The organism is Streptomyces sp. NPDC091416 (assembly GCF_044756845.1).
Lineage (GTDB): Bacteria > Actinomycetota > Actinomycetes > Streptomycetales > Streptomycetaceae > Streptomyces.
On sequence record NZ_JBIVTU010000003.1, the window covers coordinates 678,730 to 698,012 of the forward strand.

At 68.1% G+C, this 19,283-nt stretch carries 20 protein-coding genes and 6 pseudogenes; 10 read left to right on the forward strand and 16 right to left on the reverse strand.

The features are described 5' to 3' along the window. Nucleotides 1-18: 18 nt before the first annotated feature. The 3 genes from ACIQMX_RS13505 to ACIQMX_RS13515 form a co-directional block, all read right to left on the reverse strand. Nucleotides 19-219 (reverse strand): hypothetical protein, encoded by a 201-nt coding sequence (locus tag ACIQMX_RS13505; protein ID WP_402477454.1) that lies wholly within the window; start codon nucleotides 217-219, stop codon nucleotides 19-21. A gap of 139 nt (nucleotides 220-358) precedes the next feature. Beyond that, entirely contained in the window at nucleotides 359-730 is a 372-nt protein-coding gene (locus tag ACIQMX_RS13510) for a MerR family transcriptional regulator (protein WP_402477456.1), read from the reverse strand. Between the two features lie 26 nt (nucleotides 731-756). Continuing rightward, nucleotides 757-1,524, reverse strand: coding sequence for an SDR family NAD(P)-dependent oxidoreductase (locus ACIQMX_RS13515; RefSeq protein WP_402477458.1), 768 nt, complete (start codon nucleotides 1,522-1,524; stop codon nucleotides 757-759). 424 nt (nucleotides 1,525-1,948) lie between these two features. Here ACIQMX_RS13515 and ACIQMX_RS13520 point away from each other — a divergent pair, with 424 nt between their 5' ends. Continuing rightward, on the forward strand, nucleotides 1,949-2,824 hold the full coding sequence (locus ACIQMX_RS13520) for a glycosyltransferase family 2 protein (protein WP_402477460.1): 876 nt from the start codon (nucleotides 1,949-1,951) through the stop codon (nucleotides 2,822-2,824). A 321-nt stretch (nucleotides 2,825-3,145) separates the two neighbouring features. On the opposite strand, the pseudogene ACIQMX_RS13525 reads toward ACIQMX_RS13520, so the two are convergent. From ACIQMX_RS13525 to ACIQMX_RS13555, 7 genes and pseudogenes are all read right to left on the reverse strand, one after another. Continuing rightward, nucleotides 3,146-3,463 (reverse strand): annotated as a pseudogene (locus tag ACIQMX_RS13525) (NAD-dependent epimerase/dehydratase family protein); the annotation flags it as partial. A 246-nt stretch (nucleotides 3,464-3,709) separates the two neighbouring features. Continuing rightward, nucleotides 3,710-4,312 (reverse strand): gamma carbonic anhydrase family protein, encoded by a 603-nt coding sequence (locus ACIQMX_RS13530; RefSeq protein ID WP_402477463.1) that lies wholly within the window; start codon nucleotides 4,310-4,312, stop codon nucleotides 3,710-3,712. Continuing rightward, nucleotides 4,296-4,578 (reverse strand): annotated as a pseudogene (locus ACIQMX_RS13535) (hypothetical protein); the annotation flags it as partial. The pseudogene ACIQMX_RS13535 and the gene ACIQMX_RS13530, both read right to left, overlap by 17 nt. A 396-nt stretch (nucleotides 4,579-4,974) precedes the next feature. After that, a pseudogene (locus ACIQMX_RS13540) lies at nucleotides 4,975-5,583 on the reverse strand (hypothetical protein); the annotation flags it as partial. Nucleotides 5,584-5,639: 56 nt separating this feature from the next. After that, nucleotides 5,640-6,407 carry a phosphatase PAP2 family protein gene (locus tag ACIQMX_RS13545; RefSeq protein WP_402477465.1) on the reverse strand — a complete coding sequence of 256 codons (768 nt, stop codon included), beginning with the start codon at nucleotides 6,405-6,407 and terminating at the stop codon, nucleotides 5,640-5,642. Nucleotides 6,408-6,413: 6 nt separating this feature from the next. After that, nucleotides 6,414-7,367: a YihY/virulence factor BrkB family protein gene (locus ACIQMX_RS13550; RefSeq protein WP_402477468.1), complete on the reverse strand. Its 954-nt coding sequence runs from the start codon at nucleotides 7,365-7,367 to the stop codon at nucleotides 6,414-6,416. After that, entirely contained in the window at nucleotides 7,368-9,122 is a 1,755-nt protein-coding gene (locus ACIQMX_RS13555; protein ID WP_402477471.1) for a diacylglycerol kinase family protein, read from the reverse strand. It abuts the gene before it with no gap. A gap of 245 nt (nucleotides 9,123-9,367) precedes the next feature. Here ACIQMX_RS13555 and ACIQMX_RS13560 point away from each other — a divergent pair, with 245 nt between their 5' ends. After that, nucleotides 9,368-10,669, forward strand: coding sequence for a hypothetical protein (locus ACIQMX_RS13560; protein WP_402477473.1), 1,302 nt, complete (start codon nucleotides 9,368-9,370; stop codon nucleotides 10,667-10,669). Nucleotides 10,670-11,117: 448 nt separating this feature from the next. Here ACIQMX_RS13560 and ACIQMX_RS13565 read toward each other — a convergent pair. Further along, nucleotides 11,118-11,474 (reverse strand): annotated as a pseudogene (locus ACIQMX_RS13565) (diguanylate cyclase domain-containing protein); the annotation flags it as partial. Here ACIQMX_RS13565 and ACIQMX_RS13570 point away from each other — a divergent pair. Beyond that, nucleotides 11,382-11,600 carry a hypothetical protein gene (locus ACIQMX_RS13570; RefSeq protein ID WP_402477523.1) on the forward strand — a complete coding sequence of 73 codons (219 nt, stop codon included), beginning with the start codon at nucleotides 11,382-11,384 and terminating at the stop codon, nucleotides 11,598-11,600. The pseudogene ACIQMX_RS13565 and the gene ACIQMX_RS13570 overlap by 93 nt on opposite strands. Nucleotides 11,601-11,971: 371 nt before the next feature. Beyond that, the gene (locus ACIQMX_RS13575; protein WP_402477475.1) at nucleotides 11,972-12,904 is read left to right on the forward strand and encodes an aminoglycoside phosphotransferase family protein; all 933 of its coding nucleotides are present in this window, start codon (nucleotides 11,972-11,974) and stop codon (nucleotides 12,902-12,904) included. On the opposite strand, the gene ACIQMX_RS13580 is transcribed toward ACIQMX_RS13575, so the two are convergent. The 3 genes from ACIQMX_RS13580 to ACIQMX_RS13590 all read right to left on the reverse strand — a co-directional run bounded on the left by ACIQMX_RS13580 (nucleotide 12,875) and on the right by ACIQMX_RS13590 (nucleotide 14,131). After that, complete coding sequence (locus ACIQMX_RS13580) at nucleotides 12,875-13,339, reverse strand: hypothetical protein (protein ID WP_402477477.1); 465 nt, start codon at nucleotides 13,337-13,339, stop codon at nucleotides 12,875-12,877. The genes ACIQMX_RS13575 and ACIQMX_RS13580 overlap by 30 nt on opposite strands. A 130-nt stretch (nucleotides 13,340-13,469) precedes the next feature. Then, nucleotides 13,470-13,901 carry a hypothetical protein gene (locus ACIQMX_RS13585; protein ID WP_402477479.1) on the reverse strand — a complete coding sequence of 144 codons (432 nt, stop codon included), beginning with the start codon at nucleotides 13,899-13,901 and terminating at the stop codon, nucleotides 13,470-13,472. Continuing rightward, nucleotides 13,868-14,131 carry a helix-turn-helix domain-containing protein gene (locus tag ACIQMX_RS13590; RefSeq protein WP_402477482.1) on the reverse strand — a complete coding sequence of 88 codons (264 nt, stop codon included), beginning with the start codon at nucleotides 14,129-14,131 and terminating at the stop codon, nucleotides 13,868-13,870. Before ACIQMX_RS13590 ends, ACIQMX_RS13585 begins: the two co-directional genes overlap by 34 nt. Before the next feature lie 176 nt (nucleotides 14,132-14,307). Here ACIQMX_RS13590 and ACIQMX_RS13595 point away from each other — a divergent pair, with 176 nt between their 5' ends. Further along, nucleotides 14,308-14,694: a hypothetical protein gene (locus ACIQMX_RS13595; protein WP_402477484.1), complete on the forward strand. Its 387-nt coding sequence runs from the start codon at nucleotides 14,308-14,310 to the stop codon at nucleotides 14,692-14,694. Then, nucleotides 14,691-15,953, forward strand: a complete 1,263-nt coding sequence (locus tag ACIQMX_RS13600; protein WP_402477485.1) for a caspase domain-containing protein — start codon at nucleotides 14,691-14,693, stop codon at nucleotides 15,951-15,953. Before ACIQMX_RS13595 ends, ACIQMX_RS13600 begins: the two co-directional genes overlap by 4 nt. A 118-nt stretch (nucleotides 15,954-16,071) precedes the next feature. Here ACIQMX_RS13600 and ACIQMX_RS13605 read toward each other — a convergent pair. Further along, nucleotides 16,072-16,284 (reverse strand): annotated as a pseudogene (locus tag ACIQMX_RS13605) (transposase); the annotation flags it as partial. A gap of 75 nt (nucleotides 16,285-16,359) precedes the next feature. Here ACIQMX_RS13605 and ACIQMX_RS13610 point away from each other — a divergent pair. The 3 genes and pseudogenes from ACIQMX_RS13610 to ACIQMX_RS13620 form a co-directional block, all read left to right on the forward strand. Continuing rightward, a protein-coding gene (locus ACIQMX_RS13610) for an IS5 family transposase (RefSeq protein ID WP_402477515.1) occupies nucleotides 16,360-17,177 on the forward strand; the annotation gives its coding sequence in 2 pieces (ribosomal slippage) (nucleotides 16,360-16,683 and nucleotides 16,686-17,177; 816 coding nt in all). Nucleotides 17,178-17,307: 130 nt separating this feature from the next. Beyond that, nucleotides 17,308-17,766, forward strand: a complete 459-nt coding sequence (locus tag ACIQMX_RS13615; protein WP_402477518.1) for an SMI1/KNR4 family protein — start codon at nucleotides 17,308-17,310, stop codon at nucleotides 17,764-17,766. Nucleotides 17,767-17,858: 92 nt separating this feature from the next. Then, nucleotides 17,859-18,068, forward strand: a pseudogene (locus tag ACIQMX_RS13620) (hypothetical protein); the annotation flags it as partial. Here ACIQMX_RS13620 and ACIQMX_RS13625 read toward each other — a convergent pair. Next, nucleotides 18,028-18,600 (reverse strand): hypothetical protein, encoded by a 573-nt coding sequence (locus ACIQMX_RS13625; RefSeq protein WP_402477488.1) that lies wholly within the window; start codon nucleotides 18,598-18,600, stop codon nucleotides 18,028-18,030. The pseudogene ACIQMX_RS13620 and the gene ACIQMX_RS13625 sit on opposite strands and share 41 nt — an antisense overlap. A gap of 272 nt (nucleotides 18,601-18,872) precedes the next feature. Here ACIQMX_RS13625 and ACIQMX_RS13630 point away from each other — a divergent pair. Further along, nucleotides 18,873-19,283 (forward strand): hypothetical protein (locus ACIQMX_RS13630; RefSeq protein ID WP_402477490.1); only part of this gene is annotated, 411 nt, incomplete at its 3' end.

Here is a 19,283-nt window from a genome sequence, read left to right on the forward strand (position 1 = left end):
ACTCGCCGTCCGTGCCGATCAGGCGGTAGCGTCGTCGGCCTCGTGTGGCCGCACCAAGGGACTCTGCGCCGGCAGCAGGCCGTCCAGCTGGTGACCCGAACCGTGGGGAAGACCGCGACCGAGGTGGTCCGCGACCTCGCGCGGCAAGGGCATCGCGGTGAGTTGCGACGCGGCGTGGGCGTTGTCCCGGTACTCCGTCGTGTGGAGCCCTTCGATCATCGCTGAGCGAGGGGCTCCACACCGGCTGGTGCGTCACCAAGGATCACGCCGATCACGCCGTCAGCCGGTGAGGCTCGTGGTCACCCTGTGGCCGTGGGGAGCGTAGCGACTCCAGATTCTTCTGCGACGAGGCGGGCGTTCAGGCCACGGGGCGGATCTGGCCGCCGGTTGCCTGTCGCAACGCGGCTTCCAGCCGGTCGCGGGCCTCGGTCTGGGCAGCGATCCGTTCGTTGAGGACCGCCAGCCGCTCCAACGCGACCCGCATGCCCTTGTCCGAGGGCGGTGCGGCGGCCACATCGCCGTCCAGGCACGGCAGGAACACTCGCACGTCGTCCAGGGTGAGCCCGGCTGCCAGCAGGTAGCGGATATTGCGGACCCGCACCACCGCCCCCTCGTCGTAGACGCGGTAGCCGTTGGGGGCCCGCCGCGAGGAGATCAGTCCGGCCTCCTCGTAGTGCCGCAGCGCACGGGCGGTTGTCCCGGCCGCCCTCGCCAGCTCACCGATCCGCACTCATCCCACCTCCCGGGCCACTCCTATCACGCCACGACTGCTCCGCCGTCGACTGGGAGTACCACTCCGGTGACGAACGACGCGGCCGGTGCGGCAAGCTGGGTGACTGCCCAGGCCACCTCTTCGGGGCGGCCGATCCGGGCCAGTGGGGTGTGCGCCAACTGCCACTTCCGCACCGCTGCCATCCGTTCCGGCGTCAGGCCCTGGTGCTCGCCGATGGGGGTGTCGATCGCGCCGGGGGCGACGGCCACCACCCGGATCCCGCGGGGTGCCAGCTCGACCGCCCAGCTGCGGGTCAGCAGCTCCAGCGCGGTCTTGGTAGCCGCATAGACCGAGCTGCCGGGCCAGGCCCGCTGCCCCACCGACGTACTGACATTGACGATCACCCCGCCCGACTTCTCCAGGAGTGGCAGCGCGACCTGGGCCAGCAGGATGGGGGCGACGAGGTTGGTGGCAAGCTGAGCTGTGATCATCTCCGGCGTCAGCGTGCCAAGGGCGCCGCTGCGCACGATGCCTGCGTTGTTGACCAGCACGTCCAGTCGGCCGTGGGTGTCCAGCACCTTCCGGATGATCCGATCCGGCTCGCCCTCGGCCGTGATGTCAGCGGCCAGCGGCGTGATCCGGCTGTGCCCGGCCCCCGTTTCCTCGAGGGGCTCGGCCCGCCGCCCGATCGCGACCACGTGAGCGCCTTCAGCGGCGAAGGCGCGGGCGGTGGCCCGGCCGATCCCGGTGCCGGCTCCGGTGACGGCGACGATCCTGCTGCTCTGCTGTGCGGTGCTGTTCATGCCGGTCATCGTGCAACCCTGCCGCCAGCGGCAAGGTCAAGCAGCTCCTGACGGGCGGTAGCCACCGCCGGTGGTCACCGGGGGCATAGTCACGCCAAGTTCCTCCGGCCTCTTCGGCGATCCGGTCGGCGACCCGCTGGGAACTACGGATCGGTGACGCCCGACCTGGTGAGTCCGTCGCGCTGCGGTGACTGCTTGATTCTGCTGCCGGCGTTCAGAGCGCACAGGACGCCGGCCGGGTCCTCGGGTGTGACGTTGCCGGGCGTGGTGGTGCGCGGCTGAACATGCGACGGATCATCAGGCGGTCTCCTGCTCGGGGCAGGTGGTGTGACTGCCCGAGGGTTCCGTGAGGACGCGCGGCAGGGTGGTCGGTGGCGGGCCCTTGGGCGACTACGCTCTCCCGCACTGGACCCGAGGAACGGAGTGTCCATCCGTGCATCACCCGCGCGTTGGCGTCGCCATCTTGACCATGGGCACGCGGCCTGCCGAACTTGCCGGGCTTCTTGATTCCGTCGCGATGCAGGACACTCCTGCGGCGCGGGTGGTGGTTGTCGGCAATGGGGCGCCGTTGCCGCCCCTGCCCGAAGGAGTGACGGGTGTCGAGCTGCCGGAGAACCTGGGGGTCACCGGCGGCCGCAACGCCGCCCTCGACCGGTTGAAGGAGTTCGGGGACGTCGATGTGGTGGTGGACCTGGACGATGACGGTCTGCTGATCAGCCCGGACGTCTTCACCCGGCTCGTGGCGCTGTACGAGGCGGATGAGGGTCTGGGGGTGGTGAGCTTCCGGGTGGCCGACGAGCGGGGCCTGACCCAGCGTCGGCACGTGCCGCGCCTGCGCGCGGGGGACCCGATGCGGGGCGGGCTGGTCACTACGTTCCTGGGCGGTGGGCACGGGCTGTCCATGCCGATGCTGGAGCAGATCGGCGGCTGGCCCGAGTCGTTCTTCTACGCCCACGAGGAGACCGATCTGGCCTGGCGGGCGATGGACGCGGGCTGGAAGGTCCTCTACGAGCCTCAGCTGCTGCTTCAGCACCCGTGGACATCGCCGACCCGGCATTCGGTCTTCTTCCGCATGGTCGCCCGGAACCGGGTCTGGCTCGCCAAGCGGAACCTTCCCGCCGTGCTCGTCCCGGTCTATCTGGGCCTCTGGACGCTGCTGACCGTGGCCCGCACCAGGTCGGTGGCGGGCCTTCGGGCGTGGGCCGGCGGGTTCGCCGAAGGTGTGCGCACCCCGTGCCCGCCCCGAAGGCCCATGCGGTGGGCCACGGTGTGGCGGATGACCCGGCTGGGCCGCCCGCCCGTCATCTGAGGTCAGGCCGGTGACGGCTCGCTCTCGGCCCGCAGCCATGCGGGAACCGCGTCTCGATGCTGGCGAGCCAGTTCGCGTAGTGCACCACACCTTGCTCGATGGTGATAGCGGGCCTCCAGCCCCGCACGGACTCCATGCGGGGGTGGCCGGGTAACCGCCCGTCGGATCGCCGGGAGGCAGCGGTGTCTCCATGAACCGCGTGCCTGGGTACTGCTCGGCGACGGGCTCGGCCACGGCGCGGATGTTCGTCGGGGTTCCCGAGCCCATGTTGATCGTTTCGTTGTGGGCCCGCGGTACGACGAGGGAGCGCACCGTGGCCTCCGCGATGTCGTCGACGTGCGCCAGGGCGCGAATCTGGTTGCCGCCGCCGTTCAGATGCAGGGGCAGGCCGAGCGAGGCCCGGTCGGCGAACCAGGCCACCACCCATGAGTGGCTGTTCTCCTTGATCACCTGCGGCTCCCCGTGGATGGAGAAGTGCCGCACCACCGTGTACGAGGTGCCCACCGGGCCGAGCGTCAACGAAGTCTGCGTCTCGCCACAGGCCTTGGTGTTGCCGTACACGGACATCGGGTGCAGCTGCACGTCCTCGCGGAACTGTGGCGGCGTTCGGTCGTAGACCGATTCGAAGAGCTGGCGCATGGTGCGGTGCTCGTCGCGCGGCGAAGCCCAGTCGTCCGGGTTCCCGTTGCCGTAGACGCTGGCCGAGGAGCGAAGACCATGCGGCGGGTCGTACTCGACGCGGCCACCGCGTCGAGTACGACCTGGGTTCCGGTGAGTTTGGCGCCGAGTGTCCCCATCGGCTTACGGGTGCATGCCGCGCTCGAGGTGCGGATCAACGACTGTCCTGGCCACCATTCACACGGGCCGGAGACACTCCTGCGTGACTCAGATCTCCTGATCGTCGGCGTGCCGGCCGAGGCTGCGGCCGAAGCGTTCCGAGATTGCAGGCATCAGGCTCTCGCCGTCGGCCGGGCGGTCGAGGCCGAAAACGTAACCGGGGAAGTCCAGTTCCTTCTGCACCGCCCAGATCCCGTCGTGCTCCTCCGGCGGAAGGATCCGCACCGGGTCGCCGACAGCGACCCATCCGATCGGCACCATCGAGTCCGCCGGCAGCACGGTGCGCAGGTGCACGATGCCGTTGATCCGCACCTCGGAGCGGGTCCCGATCCGCGCGCCGTTGAAGACGCGGCTGCCGGTGGCCAGGAAGACCTCGTCCTCGATCCGGCAGCCGGTCAGGTATGAGGCGGGGCCCACCAGCACCTGCCGGCCCAGAAGCAGCGGGTCCCGCCGGGTACCTCGCAGGACCGCGTTCTCCATCACGATGCTCCCCTCGCCGACTTCCACCGGCCCGCCCTCGGCTGTGAGCACCGCACCAAACAGCACCCGGCACCCGGCGCCCACCCGCACGTCCCCGCACAGCGTGGCGGTCGGAGCGACATAGGCCGTGGGGTGGACCCTCGGCGAGCAGCCTTCATGAGTCATCATCATGACCGCGATCATCCTGTGTCCGGGGCGCCGGCGCCCACCCATCCGGTGATCCCACCGGGTCAGCGGGCGCCCGGCGGCTCAGCCGCAGAGGCGCGCAGACGGCGGGCGCCAGGACGAAAGCACGAAGTACGCGAGGTCCGCGCCGTGCAGAGCCGCGGCCACCGGCCCACGTACGGGCTCGTGTCCAGGAACGGAACCGCCGTGCCGAAGACGACGACGAACGCCGCGAGGGCGGGCCACCACGGCTGTGGCCGGTCGTCCTCGGCAGGTCGGCTCGAACGAAGGGCAGCCCTTCTCCCCGCAGCGTGCGAACCAGGCGACGGCCACAACCGCCACGCCACGAATCCGGGGATCCAGTGGCCGACGAACAGAGACACGTTCTGGAAGCGGGCGGAGGACGTCAGCGACATCCTCCGTCAGTGCCAACTGGGTGCGGTTCTACGGGTGCGATCTCAGCCCCGCTGGTCGGGGCACGCCGCGCCGGCTTGCGTCGGCAAGGTGACTCATGTGCTCGGGCCCGGACGACGGGCCTCCGACCGGTAGGCCGCAGGGCCGCCTGCCCGCGTGTCCACGCGGCTCGTTGCGCAGGACGCGGGCCTCGAGGAACTGTCACGGTGACCGGGTACGGCCGCCGGGGCCGGGACCGTCAGCCGGCGGAGGTGGGCCGCGGCGATCTGCACGGTGGAGGTGACCCGGACGACGGGCGGGACGCGGGGCGCCGACCCGAACCCGAAGATGACCGGGGGGTCGACGGCAGCGAGTGCGCCGAGATTTCGCCCGCCCAGCACCGCGGTTGCCGCATGGTCACGGTGCAGGTCCCGGGCCCCGTACCCCTCACGGCGGCCCGGGCCTAGGCGCCCCAGCGTGCGGACACCCGGCAGCAGGCGGGCCGGTACGCCGCTGACGGCGGCCCAGGTGCGGCTGCGGGCCAGGGGCGCGGGCACCGTGCGCAGCAGTCTGCCCAGGGCGGTCCGGGGACCGGTGACGAGGTCCAGTACGAGTAGCCCCGCACTGACGTGCCGGCGGCTGCCGTCACGCCTTATCTCTATCGGTACCACCTCCAGGTGCTCGAACACGTAGGTTTCCGCGACGAATTCGGCGATCAGGCGGGAGGGGGCGAGCAGGCGGCGCTCGCCGTCCGGGTGCTCGATCATGAGGTCGCTGAACGCCCTGAAGGGAGACCGTGGCCAGTGCCCCCACACGAGCCGCGTCCCCGAGGCCGTGCCGACGGCCCCGATCCATCCGTCGAAGTGCAACCGTTTCTGTGCCATGGCGACAGTCCGGCCCGCCCCGCCCGGACACACCGGGACCGCCGCCCGCCCGTTGGTCACCGCTCCGGAGCGTCCTCGTTCAGTTCGGGCTCCAGGCCCTCACCCAACGTGCTGCGGCCACGGCCGGAGTCGGCGCGCCACGCCTCGAAGGCCCAAGTGGTCGAGGCCACCACGGCGAGGCCGAGAAGCCAGCCGCCGACCACATCGCTGAACCAGTGAACGCCCAGTGCGATCCGGGTGAAGCCCACACCCAGGACCGAGAGCACCGACACGCACCAGCAGAGGATTCGCGGCCCGCCACGGGGCACCAGCGGCAGGAGAACGAGAAGCAGTACGGCGAACGAGGTGGTGGCGGTCATCGCGTGACCGGAGGGGAAGGAGAAGCCCGGCGCCTGCGCCACCGGGTCAGGCAGGGAAGGCCTGGCCCGCTCGACGACGGTCTTGACCAGGAGCCCGGTCAGCGCGCTTGCCGCAACGGTCGAACCGGCCCAGGCGGCCAGCCGCCAGGCCCGCCGCCGGAGCAGCCATGCTGTCAGCAGGGCGACCACGATACGGAGCGTCGCCGGGTCCCAGACCCAGTCGGACAGGAAGCGGAGTGTGCTCGTCCACGCAGGGTGTGCGAGCGCGGTCCCGTGAAGCCGCCGCGCTCCGCCCGCGTCCATGACACGGAGCGGGTGCCACCGGCCCTCGACGAGGACCAGAAGGAGACCGAAGGGCACCGCGGAGAGCGCCGTGACGGCCACGGCGCCGGTCAGCCGGACACCGAATCTGCGGTCGGCCGTCCGAACCCGGCGTCGGCGACGCAGCGGGCCGGTCGTGCGCATCACCACTCACGCTCCAGGGTCGGGGTGGATGGGGCCGGGCTGTCGCGCACGCGCGGCTTCGAGCTGCGCGGCGAACGACAGACCGAGAAAGAGTGCGATGGAGGTCAGATAGGCCCAGAGGAGCAGCGACATGAAGGCGCTGAGCGGGCCGTAGACCGTGTCGAAGGACCCGCTGACCGCGAGGTAGAGGCTGAGCAGCCACGTCAGCACCGTCCACAGCACCAGGTAGACGGCGGCCCCGAACGCCAGCCAGGTGTATCCGGGTTGCCTGCGACGGGGGGACCGGCGGAAGATCGCGCTCGCGGAGATGAGCGCGAGAAGCAGGCCGCAGGGCCAGCGCAGCAGACCCCAGGAGTTCCCGGCGTCGTCGCCGAGGTCGTAGACCGTCACGGCGGCGGCGGCCAGGTCGCCGCCCACCACCATCAGGATGAACCCGATGCCCAGCGGGACACCGGCAACCAGTGCCATGACCAGGCCCCGGAAGTACTTCAGGTGGAAGGGGCGGTCGCGCTCCACCCCGTAGATCCTGTTGGCGCCGCGTTCGATCTGGCACATCGCCGTGGTGACGTTCACCAGGGAGAAGGCCAGACCGAACCAGAGCGTGAGCTGAGAACCCTCGCCCGCGCGGCGGCGGCTCCGATCAAGGGCATCGTCCACCACTTCGGCGCTCGGACCCGCGGCGATGCGGTGGATGGTCAGTTCCGCCAGCTTCCCCACATTCTCCGTATGCAGCGAGGCGGACAGTCCGACGAAGGCGATGACGAGGGGTATCACCGCGAGAACGGTCTGCAGGGCCAGCGCACGGGAGTGGCTGAAGCCATCGGCGTAGCGGAAGCGGATGAAGGAGTCACGTACCAGCGGCCAGCGACCGTAGCGGCGCAGTGAGGCCAGGGCCTCGTCGGCGGACAGCTCGTCACCTGCCATGTCGCGGGTCTGCGGGACCCGGGTCGTGGTGCCCATTCACTCATCCCCCGACGGCAGGAGCACGGTCAGGGCCCCGGGCTCGACCTCGGCCACGAGCAGCCGGCCCGGGCCCACCGGATCTCCGTCGAGCTCGCGCGGCTGCGCCGAGGCGAAGCGGAGTTCGGCGCGGCGGAAGGCGAAGTACTCCACCGGGGTGCCTGGGTGCTTCCCACCGGCAGGGAGGAAGTTGCCCCGCGCGCGAGGGCGAGGCGGTTTCGAGCGGCCCCGCAGCAGTATGCCGAGCGTGCGCAGCCAGCCGGTGGGCCCGTGGGGGTCGAAGACGGCGAGATCGATCAGACCGTCGTCGGGCTCGGCGTCGGGGACGAGGGCGGTGCCGCCTTGTACCCTGCCGATGTTGGCGAGGAGCACCATACGGGCGGTGCGGTGCAGGACCGGCCCGCTGTCCAGCCGGATCGCTACGGACATCCGCGGCGCCCGCAGGCCGCTCACACCCGCCACCATGTAAGCAGGCCAGCCCCACGCGGATTTCGCGCGGTCCCCGGTATTCTCCAGCATCGCGGCGTCCAGACCGGCACCGGCCATGGCGGTGAAGCGCGTGGCCGGGAGGCAGTCGCCCTCGATCCGCCCGATGTCGATCCTGCGAGCACTGCCCGAAAGCGCCGCGGCCAGGGCTTCCGCCGGTCTCAGGGGCAGGCCGAGGTTCCGGGCCAGCAGGTTGCCGGTGCCGCAGGGCACCACGGCCAGGGGAACTCCGGTGCCGGCCAGCGAGTCGGCCGCCGCCCGGACGGTTCCGTCGCCGCCGCAGACCACCACCAGGGACGCGCCCGCCTCGACCGCGGCGGCGGCCTGGCCACCACCCGGGTCGTCGGCGGTGGTGGTGACGAACTCCGCGGCGTGATGACCATGCTGCTCCAGGACCAGTCGCAGGCTGTCGCGTCGCGCGTCATCCGTGACGGTCGGGTTGACGATGACGACGGTATGGCCGGTGACGCGTTCGGCGCGTTCCTCCGCGGCCTTCAACGCGATCCTCAGGGCGTTCGACGGAGCGGGAGCGGGGCTGCGTCCGCCGGTCATGAGATGGCGACCGACGATCAGGAGCGACAGGCTGCCGTTCAGCAGTCCGCCGAGGACGTCGCTGGGATGATGCATCCCCCGGTAGAGGCGTGCGACCGCCACCAGCAGCGGTATGAGCAGCAGCAGTACGCCGACCGCTTTCCGCCACCGGCCCCGGAAACGGGAGAGTGCCAGAACGGCGAGGCCGCCGTAGAGCGCCGTGGCGGCACCCGTGTGGCCGGAGGTGTAACTGGCCGTCGGCGGCGAGGCGTCGAGGTGACCGACATCCGGCCTGTCGCGGTCCACGGACGCGCTGATGACCAGGAACACCAGTGCCTGGAGCGAGACGGAGACGGCGAGGAACACCGCTTCCCGCCACTTCGGCAGCCGGGGTATCAGGATCAGCCCCGCACAGACCAGGGCGGTGGTGACGACCACCGTGATGGTGTTGCCGGCCTCCGAGGCGATGAGCGAAACATCGCTGAGAGCCCCGTTGCGCAGGTGCTCGAGGCTCTCGTTGACATGGTCCTCGACGGACAGGGGATACATGCCACCGGCGGGTCCGGTGATCAGGAGACCGAGTCCCACCATCAGGGCGGCCTGGCAGACGGTCAGGGCGCCGATCCGCACGGCGGCCGGGCCCCGGCCACTGGCCAGGGCGGGTGACCACCCGGGGCGGGAGACGGGACCGCGCTCCGCGGTCCGGCGGACGGGTCTTTCCGGTGACGCGGTAGGCATGGCGCTCCCAGTCTTGAGCGCTGCGAGGTGGCAGCGGTGGCCGGGCGCAGGCTCGTCCCTCCCGGTGCTCGGCCTTCTGCCCCCGAAACCGCCCGCCAGGCATGCGTGCCTGCTCAGCGGCAGGTCGGACCCCGGTACCCTCGACGGGCGCCCGGCGGCCGTCGGCGCAGCGGCCTTCACGGCCGCGTCTGCAGCACGCAGGGGATGGGCGTGCATCTCTCGATCGTGGTGTCCCGACCTCGGTCATGAACGCGCCGGCCGATGATCTGGGCCAAACCGCCGGCCCTGTGGCGACCTCCTGTTCTCTCGCCTGTGCCGAACTGTTGCTTTCGACGCCAACCGATCACGGCTCAGCGGCTGTGACGGCGGACGTTCCTGGACACCGCGTTGTCAGAGGTCACGTCTACATTGATCCGCAAGATCACTGGCCGGGGGCGGCAGAGGTATTCAGAGCGATCGTGGGGGTTGCCATGCACTGGCGGAACAGGAAGCCCGGGGCGCGGGCGGAGTGGCTGTTGGAGCCACTGGTGAAAGTAGGGCCGCTGCGGTTCGGGATGAACCCGGACGAGGTGGCATCGGCCCTGGACGGAGCAGTTGCCCACGTCTCACAGGGGTTGGGCAGCGGCATCGGCTGGGGCTACTACACAGACTGGGGTGTGACCGCCCTCTACGGCGAGGAGAACGGCCTGGTCGCCGTAGCGATCGATGCGATGGATGGACCGCTGGTGCGCCTGCGGGACATCGACCTCATAGCCCGGGTGCCGTCCGAGGTACGCGCAGACATTCAGGACCTCGCACTCCGGGATGGGACTTCCGTGCGAGTGAACTGGAGCGGTGATCCGGAAGTCGAGGCATGGGGGGTCTCCATGGGTGCCGCACAGGAGCAAGGGCTGACGCCCGAGGGGTACACACAGCGGTTGGACACGATGATCACCAACGCGCTGCTGGTCGGTCCCGAGCTGGCGACGAACCCGTTCGGGTCCGAGCCGGTTATCTGCTGGCGCGACGTCCGTGACGAGCCTTTGAACGTCGGGGCGTGGACCGTAAGAGCTCAGCGGGAGCGACAGCACTGGGACTGGACACCATTGGAGCGCGTCGGTCCGCTCAGGTTCGGGATGAAGCCGCAGGAGGTGGCGGCTGCGCTGACCGAGGAGCCGACCACCCGCCATGGCCGGTATCCCTTCGGAGCGCAGTGGGAAGGCATGGGGCAGTGGATCTTGGGTGAGGACCGCTTCGACCACGTAGGCGTGACCGCTCACTACTCCAGTGGCTATAAGTGGCCTCCAACTCTCGGCGCTGTCACCCTTCACGGACGGACTGGGCCTCAGGTCGAGTTTGCGGGCATCCGACTGATCGGCATGACGGTTTCGGCCATTGACACAGCCCTGATCCAACACATCGAAGAACGAGATCTGGGCCTGGTGACCGGCTGTGGTGGCGATCTCGGAGTGGACGGCCTCAACATGTACGTCCGGGCCAGTAGGGCCGGGGACACCGTGGTGAGTGAGGCCCGATTCTGCCAGGCGCAATGGGAGGACCACGGTTGATCCGCAAGACGCCTTGATCGCTCCACGGTGTACCGCATCGTGCTCCCGGTCCCACGCTTCTACGCGTGGTCTCCATCAGCTGGCCTCCGCCAGGGGCTTGGTGGTGCACAGGGAGCGGGGCCGGGCGATGTACTGCGCACGGAGCAGGAGTTCGCGGCTGCGGCTCTGCTACTCCGGGGTGATCGGCCGGGGCTTCGGGCCGTGTCGGTGCCAGAGCGGGGAAGCGGGCGGCTCGGGGTAGGCGAGGGTGAGGTCGACGTCGTGCTGCGTGGTGCTGTTCACGGGGCTTCAGGAGAAGGCGGAGCTCAGGCGTGGTCGTCGTCGCGCCGGCGCTTGGGCTGGACGTCGGAGGCGAACCGTCCGAGGCGGGGCTCGGCGGGGTACTCGGGAGAGCGCCGTCGGCCGCCCTCTGTAACGCGGTCAGGTCGCGGGTGCCGAGCGCGTCCGGCGTCGCGGCGCCGACCGACGCGGCGACGTCGTCGACGGTGCGGCCATCGTCCAGGACGACCGGCGTGCGCAACATCCGCACCAGCTGTTCCAGGCGCTCCTCGCGCCGTGCGACGGGCAGCTCCAGGACCACGGCGAACTCATCGCCTCCGAGCCTGCCCACAGCCGCGCGCGGGCCTGCCCACACGGAAAGCCGGGCGGCAGTCGCGGCCAGGACGGCATCGCCGCCTGCGCGGCCTATCGTGTCATCGTTCACGGCCTTGAAGTGGTCCTGGTCGATGAGGACTACGGCCCTGTCCTCGCTGCGACGGGCCAGGAGCCGGCGAGCGCGGACGGTGTACGCATCGCGGCGCAGCAGACCGGTCCCGGGTCGCACTTCGTGGCGGCGAGCTTCCTGTGCAGTGCGACGGCGTGGACCACCCAGCCCGTCAGCGGCACGGCGGCGGTGGTGATCAGGAGGGTGCGCGGGCCGATCTGGCCCTGAACGCGCAGGGGGGGAACCTACTTGGGTTCTCCGTCTCGTCTCGTTCTGTACGGGATGGATGGGCCCGGGCAGTCGTCGAAGCCGCCAAGCAGGGCGGCTGCCCCGAGGGCAGAGCTTCATCTCGATGGGCTTGGAGTTGGGCCGGCTGTACGGGCTCATCCAGCGGCCGGCCCTCGCAGCGGGCCAGCCGAACTCCCATCTGGGCCGGTATTCGCAGACGCACCAGCCGTCCGGGCCTCCGTGGGGATTCTCAATTCCGCCTTCGGCTGCGCCGCGCGGCGCGTCGTAGACCTCGTGCGCGGCGTTCACGGCGGCGCCGCGGCTGACTTTGGGCATGGTGGCTGCGACGGGCTGATGCGTAGGGTGCCGGGATGATCTCGATGCCTGAGGAGTTCGCACAGAGCACTGTCGACCGCGAGGGGGAGACCGGAGCGGCGTGGCTTGCCGAGCTGCCCTGGATCGTGGAGGAGTTGCTGGGGCGTTGGGGGTGCGTGCCGGACGGCCCCGTCATGCACGGGGGCGTTGGTGTCATCGTTCCTGTACGGCGGCGGGCCGGGGAGAGCGCCGTGCTGAAGGTGTCGTTTCCGCATCCCGGCAATGTCCATGAGCCGGATGCGTTGGTTGCGTGGGGCGGATGCGGCGCCGTCCTGCTGCATGAGCGCGACGACGAGCGGTTCGCGATGTTGCTGGAGAGGGTTGAGCCGTCGACCCTGGCGGAGGTCGAGGACGGCGACGAGGTGGTGATGGTCGCCGGTCGGCTCAATCGCCGCCTGGCCATCCCCGCCCCGCCCGGCCTGCCCCGGCTACGCGAGCACGCCGATGCCTGGGAGAAGCAGCTGCGCAAGGACGCCGAGGACCTGACGCACGCGCTGCCGCGTCAGGTCCTGGATGCCGCCGTGGCAACCGTTCGGGACCTGGGCCGGGCCCAGCCGGACACTCTGATCCACGGCGACTTTCATGCCCGGAACATCCTGCGTGCCGACCGGGAGCGGTGGCTGGCTGTCGACCCCAAGGGATACGTGGGAGATCCCGCCTATGACGGCGGCACGCTGCTGAAGTCTCGCGCGCTGACCCTCCTCGAAGCGGATGACCTGTGCAAGGCTGTCCACCGTGTCTTGGACGTCTTCGCCGAGACCGCAGAACTTGACCGCGAACGCGTCCGGCGGTGGGCCCAGTTCCATGCCGTCCAGGCTGCGTTCTGGGGCCGGCGCCACGGTTTCCGCATCGCTCGCAGCGGCCCACGGCGGGACGGGCTCACCGAATTCGCCGACCGTCTAGCGGAAATGCTCACTGAGCGCTCGTAGAGCGTGATGGCGTGCACGCGGATTGTCCACGGGCAGCCCATACCACCGTGCCGGAGCGGTGATTGATCTCGAAACGGAGGTGGCAGCCGGGGAGCCGCGGAAGCATTCGTCGCCGTCCGGGAGGTCGCCGGGGTGAGCGGGCGCGGGTGCGGGCCGCCGACGGCCCGGCTCACCGATCCTCGCCTCCGGTCGGCGGCCGGTCGGCCAGGGCCAAGAGCTCCGCGGCGAGTTCCGGCGCGGACAGGATGGGCGCAGGATCGAGGTGATCCCGTCGCGCTCGTTGGTGTTGAGGCTGTCCCACACGGCGTGGGCGTCACTGCGGACGCCGACGGCCTTGAAGTAGTCGGCCTTGGTGGTGGCGGTGTGCTCGGCACCACACCTGCCGCACCGGAAGAGGGCCTGGTCCCAGCCACATGAGGGGGTCGTGGTCGTCATTTACTGATCGCCTCCAGGCCCTGCCGCCTCGATGTCGGCGTGGCCCTCGCACTCGTCGTCGGCAGCGCCGCTCCGGCCCGGCGTGGGCAGGGCCGGAACGGCTCCCTGAAGCCTCTTCCGTTCGTGCAGATCAGGCAGCTGCGACCGCGGCGGGGGAGTAGAGGCCGACTCCGCGCAGCGCGTCCAGGACGTACGGCTCAAGGCGGGCCTGGTGCTGGGCGGCGACCGCGTGGTCGGTGGCGCGGCGGTAGGCGTAGCAGCGCGCCACCATGCCGGCGTCAGTGTCGGTACCGACGAGGGCCTGGTCGACAGCGCTGCGTGCGAGGTGCTCGATCCAGGTCTGGGCGGCCGGTTCACTGCGTGCGTGCGAGACCGACATGGCGATGGAGTCCGCCCACCGACCGCTGCCGCAGGTGGGGCCGCCGCACTGCTCCCAGTCCCACTTCCGCTCGCGCATGCCCTCCGAGTCGGCGTCCCAGCCCGCCGCCCAGCGCGCGGCCCGCTCGGGGACCTCCTGCTGGATGACGTTCAGGACATCGCGGCCACGGGGGCCGCGCGCCATGTGCGCGTCGAGACCACTCGTGTGTCAGCGGTCCACGCACCAATTCCCGCTCCAGCTTGGCCACCCTCGCGCCACTGGCGTGGCCAACGTTCAGCCGATCGCTCCGAGACCCGCAGCGTGTCAGGGATCTCCCGGCTCTTCCCGCCAGCCTCGAAGTCAGCCACGGCCTGGCGCCGGACCCGCTCCCGCGCGGCCCTTTCGACGTCGGTCCAGCCGCCGCCCCGGCGCATATCTCACCGAACAAGGACTACCGAGGCCACCTTCACGCTCTCTGACGAACAGCCCGGCATCACCCGGTCGCGTTCAGTAGCATTATCCGGGAGGACATGACTCTGGTGCCGCCTCCAGCGTCCCCAGTCGCCCTGATGCAGAGAAAATCCGATCGATTTATCTCACTGGAGAAGCCGTGCAGATTGAATTGTCAATAGCGGGAGAGCAGGACACTCGAGAGATAATGGCGCTCTATCGTTGGTTATCTGCGAATCCTGAATTGAGGGGCGTGGGAGAGATTGCATGGGGGGACGAGGAATCCCAGGGAGCCATGGGCCCCGACCTGGAAACCATCAACGTAATACTTTCCAACTCATTGTCCGGCCTGAGTCTCATTCTCGGAGCAGTGGTTAGCTGGCGCGCCACGCGTTCACGGGGGCCTGAGATCCGAGTTACGAGCAACTCCTCGGAGATCACTCTGACCGGTGGGGATGATGAAACGATTTCACGCCTTGTGCTCCTGCTCGCAGACGTCACGGAAAGTGAAGATTCCGATGAACATGGCGCCGGTGATGGGTCGTGACTTACAAACTACCCAACCCGGCATCTTCACATGCCGTTCTGGTAGGAGCGCATGAGTACAGTAACCTGGATAATCTGCCGAGCGTGCAGAACAATCTCGTGGCGCTCGCCGACGCATTTTCCGACGTCAACGTGTGGGGTATGCCGAAGGGGAACATTTGCACCATAGAACAGCCCAACACAGCGAAAGATATTCTCGATGCAGTGATCGATGCGGGAAGAATGTCTACCGATACGCTTTTGATTTATTACGCCGGTCACGGCCTGGCTGACGAATACACGGACGAGCTCTACCTTGCGCTCCCCAGGACCATTCCCTTTCGTCTTGATACGGCATTCCGGTATGAGTACATGCGGCGTTGGTTAACGGGTCCCGAGATATCAGCGAATCGCATCGCGGTTATCCTGGATTGCTGTTGGAGTGGTCGTGCCCTCCAAGGGGGTATGGCTGCGGGTGACGCTCTTGCGGACAGCGCCGCTGTGCCCGGAAGATGCGTCCTTGCCGCCTCGGCCAGTACAGGAAAGGCGCTTGCCCCGCCGAACGAGACATACACGGCATTCACCGGCGTATTATTGGAGGCCCTCACGGAGGGGATACCAGGCGCTCCTGGTGTACTCAGCATGGAAACCATCTACTCGTTCGCGCACAACCGACTTGCGACTCAATCGCGGCCGCTCCCCGAGCTTGGCAGTCGGGGTGTCGCGGGTTCTGTGTATGTAGCGCGCAATCTCTCGAAGGATCGAATCTCCGCCGCCCCTTCCGTCACAGTGGACTCGCCACGTGTGCGCACGGAATGGCCGACGGGGAAAATTCCGGCTCGGATGGGGGCTGTCGTTCGCGAGATTCTATTCAAAAAATACCATCCCTACGTGGTCGATGTCAGAGTTCCAAAAAACGAGACCCGGAGAGAGGTACGCAATGCCCGTTCATACTTCGGCCTTGACAATGTAAATGAGGAGCTTATTGCGGCCTGGGGGTACGGGAGTGGAGTCATCGGGGCGATGTCACATCCACATAGCATTGCCTTCACGACTCGCGGAATTCACTGCCGGGACGGTGGTGGGAGAATATTTGTTCCGTACGAGAATTTCGGCAAATGTGAATTTCGGGCCGAGCGGTCATCGGGATACAATTCACAGATTCTGATAACAGGGTCAGACGTTCGGTGGAGCAGCACTTGTGCCGGAGATCAAAACTGTTTGTATATCTTCTCCGCGATCAACGAAATTAGGGATTTCCTCAAAGGGGGAAATCAATAAAAGCGCAACGCGGGAACTGGCGGTTGATGTGAGCTCTGTCAAGACCAGTGGCTGATAACCCTGCCCGACGCGATCGTCGTCTACTGAGGTTGAACTCGTGATGTCGCTGGGTTGTTCTGGCAGGTCTGATGGTCTGGCCGGTCTCGGCGAGGCAGCCGTCCATGAGGTTGCTGCGGTACTGGATGTGCCGTAAACCGCGTCGGATTCTCTGGGCGAGGTGTTCGGGGGCGCTGGAGGCGACGTTGGAGAGCCAGTCGCGCCGCAGCAGTGACCAGATCCCTTCGACGGGGTTGAGGTCGGGTGCGTAGGGCGGCAGGTAGTAGATGGTCAGTTACAACGGCTAACACAATGAGGTGGGTCGGTCATGGTGACCGTGTCTGCGTCAGGAGTTCAGCGTTGTCCGGGTATGGGGGCTTCGCCGTGGATCGTGTCGGATGGCCTGTGGGAGCGGATCGAGCCGCTGCTGCCACGCAAGGAACGCCGATTCAGGCACCCAGGTCGCAAGCCGCTGCCGGATCGACAGGTGCTGTGCGGCGTCCTCTTCGTCCTGCACACCGGCATCCAATGGGAGTACGTGCCGCAGGAGTTGGGCTTCGGCTCGGGCATGACCTGCTGGCGGCGACTGCGGGACTGGAACGAGGCCGACGTGTGGCAGAAGTTGCACGAAGTGCTGCTGGCCGAGCTCAATGCGGCAGCGCGTATCGGCTGGTCACGGGCTGTGGTCGACTCCAGTCACGTGAGAGCGATAAAAGGGGGGACGGGACGGGACCGAGTCCGGTTGATCGTGGCCGAGCCGGATCGAAACACCACCTGATCACGGACGGGCACGGCACCCCGCTCGCCGTGATTCTCACCGGCGGCAACCGCAACGACGTCACCCAGCTCTTGCCACTGATCGACGCCATCCCACCCATCAGGGGCCGGATCGGGCACCCACGACGCAAGCCGGATTCACTCTTCGCAGACCGCGGGTACGACCACGACCTTTACCGCGACCAGGTTCGACAACGCCGCATCGTGCCGGCCATCGCTCGCCGCGGAACTCTCCACGGCACTGGCCTGGGCACCTGCCGCTGGGTCGTCGAGCGCAGTTTCGCGTGGCTGCACGGTTTCAGGCGTCTCCGCATCCGCTGGGAACGACGAGCAGACATCCACGAAGCTTTCCTCAAACTCGCCTGCTGCCTCATCACCCACCGACAGCTCAGGGCATTGCTCCGACCTTGACCAGCAAGATTGCTGGTCATCCCGTGGATGTGCGCGGCGCATGTCATGATCCGCTCTCATGAGTGACCGTTCGCTTTCGCCTGCCTGGCTGGCTTCGTGGATGAGCAGGGTCTCAGAGGCCCTGAAGGCAATGACCGACGAGTTCGAGCGCCGGCACGGTTTTCCCCCGGGCGCCAATGAGGTCCGGCCGGCCGACCACGACGATCAGGCTGCGGCTGGCATGCTTGCCCAAGTGAGTCTCGCTCCTGCTGACCTGGTCACCTTCTACGACAGCATCGGTGACGTCATCTGGGAGGACGTAGGCAACGGCTACTTCGGCGGCCGGGCAGGGGATGTCCTTCTGCAGCTCAAGGAGTACGGCGCAGTCGATGTCGGCGCGGATCAGAAGGCGTGCGGCCTGGTCATTGGTTCGAACGGCGGCGGCCTGTCCTATGTCGCTGGCCCTGGCGGGGCGGTCTACCGGACGCGAACGGCATCGCTGGACGAACCTGAGCTCGATCGGGTGGCTGATGACCTGCGGCAGTTTCTGGAGCTGCTGGAGCAAGTCCTGACGCAGTTCGTCGCCACCGACGAGCCGGGATACCTCTAGGGACGGAACCCCAGCACGTCATTGTGTTAGCCGTTGTAAGGCGATACGGCCCGCGCGTTCATCCGGGCCGTGATCGACGCCCTGGAGTGAACCTCGACCGCGAGTTCTACAAAGCCCGCAACGTCGCCGAACGCTGTTTCAGCCGGCTCAAGCAGTTCCGCGCCGTCGCGACACGGTTCGACAGACTCGCCGCCCGATACCGGGCTGGACTCCACCTCGCAGCGCTCGTCCTCTGGCTCCGCGAAACCTGCCCGATGATCATTACCAGCGCACTGCACTCAGCCCGTTGCCGAGATCCGTAACCTCTGCTCCAGCAAGAACAGCCGGGACGGCGCTGAGCCGGTCCGTCCGGAACTGCACTCGGTTCGGGCGCGGGCCCATCGGCAGTCGGCCATACAGGACCAGCGCGTCATCGTCCTCGTTCGCTGTCTCGCCGCCCAGATCGACGAGCAGCGCGACAGTCCTGTCCAACTCCCGCTGGATCAAGCGCTGAAGCGCATTGGTGGCCTGCTCACGCTCGCTCTCGGTCAACCCGCCGAGCACGAAGGTGAGGACCTGGGTATCAGGCGCCACGTACCTGACTTCGCACACCACGTCCGTGTCTGCCGACAGCCAGAACTGCATGCAGTGCGGCCCGATCGACAGGCCAACAAGCTCCACAATGCGCCCGACAGGCAGCTTCACCTGCTCCCCTACGACGTCCAACAGCATCCCGCAGCCCAGTATCGGGTGCTCGACGGTCAGCCCAGACTGGGCCAAGTGGGCGGTGACCGAGCGGAACTCGGACTCGTCCATCCGGCCCTCGATGTACCAGGACAGGTAGGTCTCCAACACCGCTGACACTCCTTGTCTTCATGGCCACCTCTGTTTCCGGCCTGCCCGCCCGGCGGCCGTTGATGGCCGTCGTCGTGGCGTGCGCGACGGTGGCGAGGTGGTCGCGACCTGTGTGCTTTCCGTCGTAGAGAGCGCCGTTTCTACCGCTAGTTCGATTTGCTACTGCCCTTCGTCGGGTGGGGCTGACCTGCTGACATGTCTGACATCGAGACAACAGCACTGTTGCAGGCGCATCACCCCGTTGCGCTGATTCCGCTGCGAGGATGTGCTTCATGGTCAGCGTGGAAGAGTGGATCCAGGCCCGGATAGGCTTGCGATTGGGACAGAAGCTTTCGGGAACGGTAACCGCGGTCCCGAATCCGGGTGCGACGGGGATTTTCATTGACATCGGCCTTCCGGTTGGAGGGTTCGTCGACGTGCTGCTGCTTCCGGCCGACGCGGAGCACTGGCCGACGGTAGGGACCGTGGCGGAGTTCGAGGTCTGGTGGGCCGATGCGCGGTCGCAGGTGCGACTCAAGCCCGTAGAGCGCAAGTTCCTGCGCGAGGACTTCGACGAGTGGCTGGCCCAGTGGCGGCCGGGCTGGCCTGAGAGTGCGGGATGTGGCGTTCCGCCGGTCTTGTCATCGCTCGATGGTGTGACGTTGGGGCATCGTCGCCGGTCAGGCGTTCGGGGTTCGCTTGGG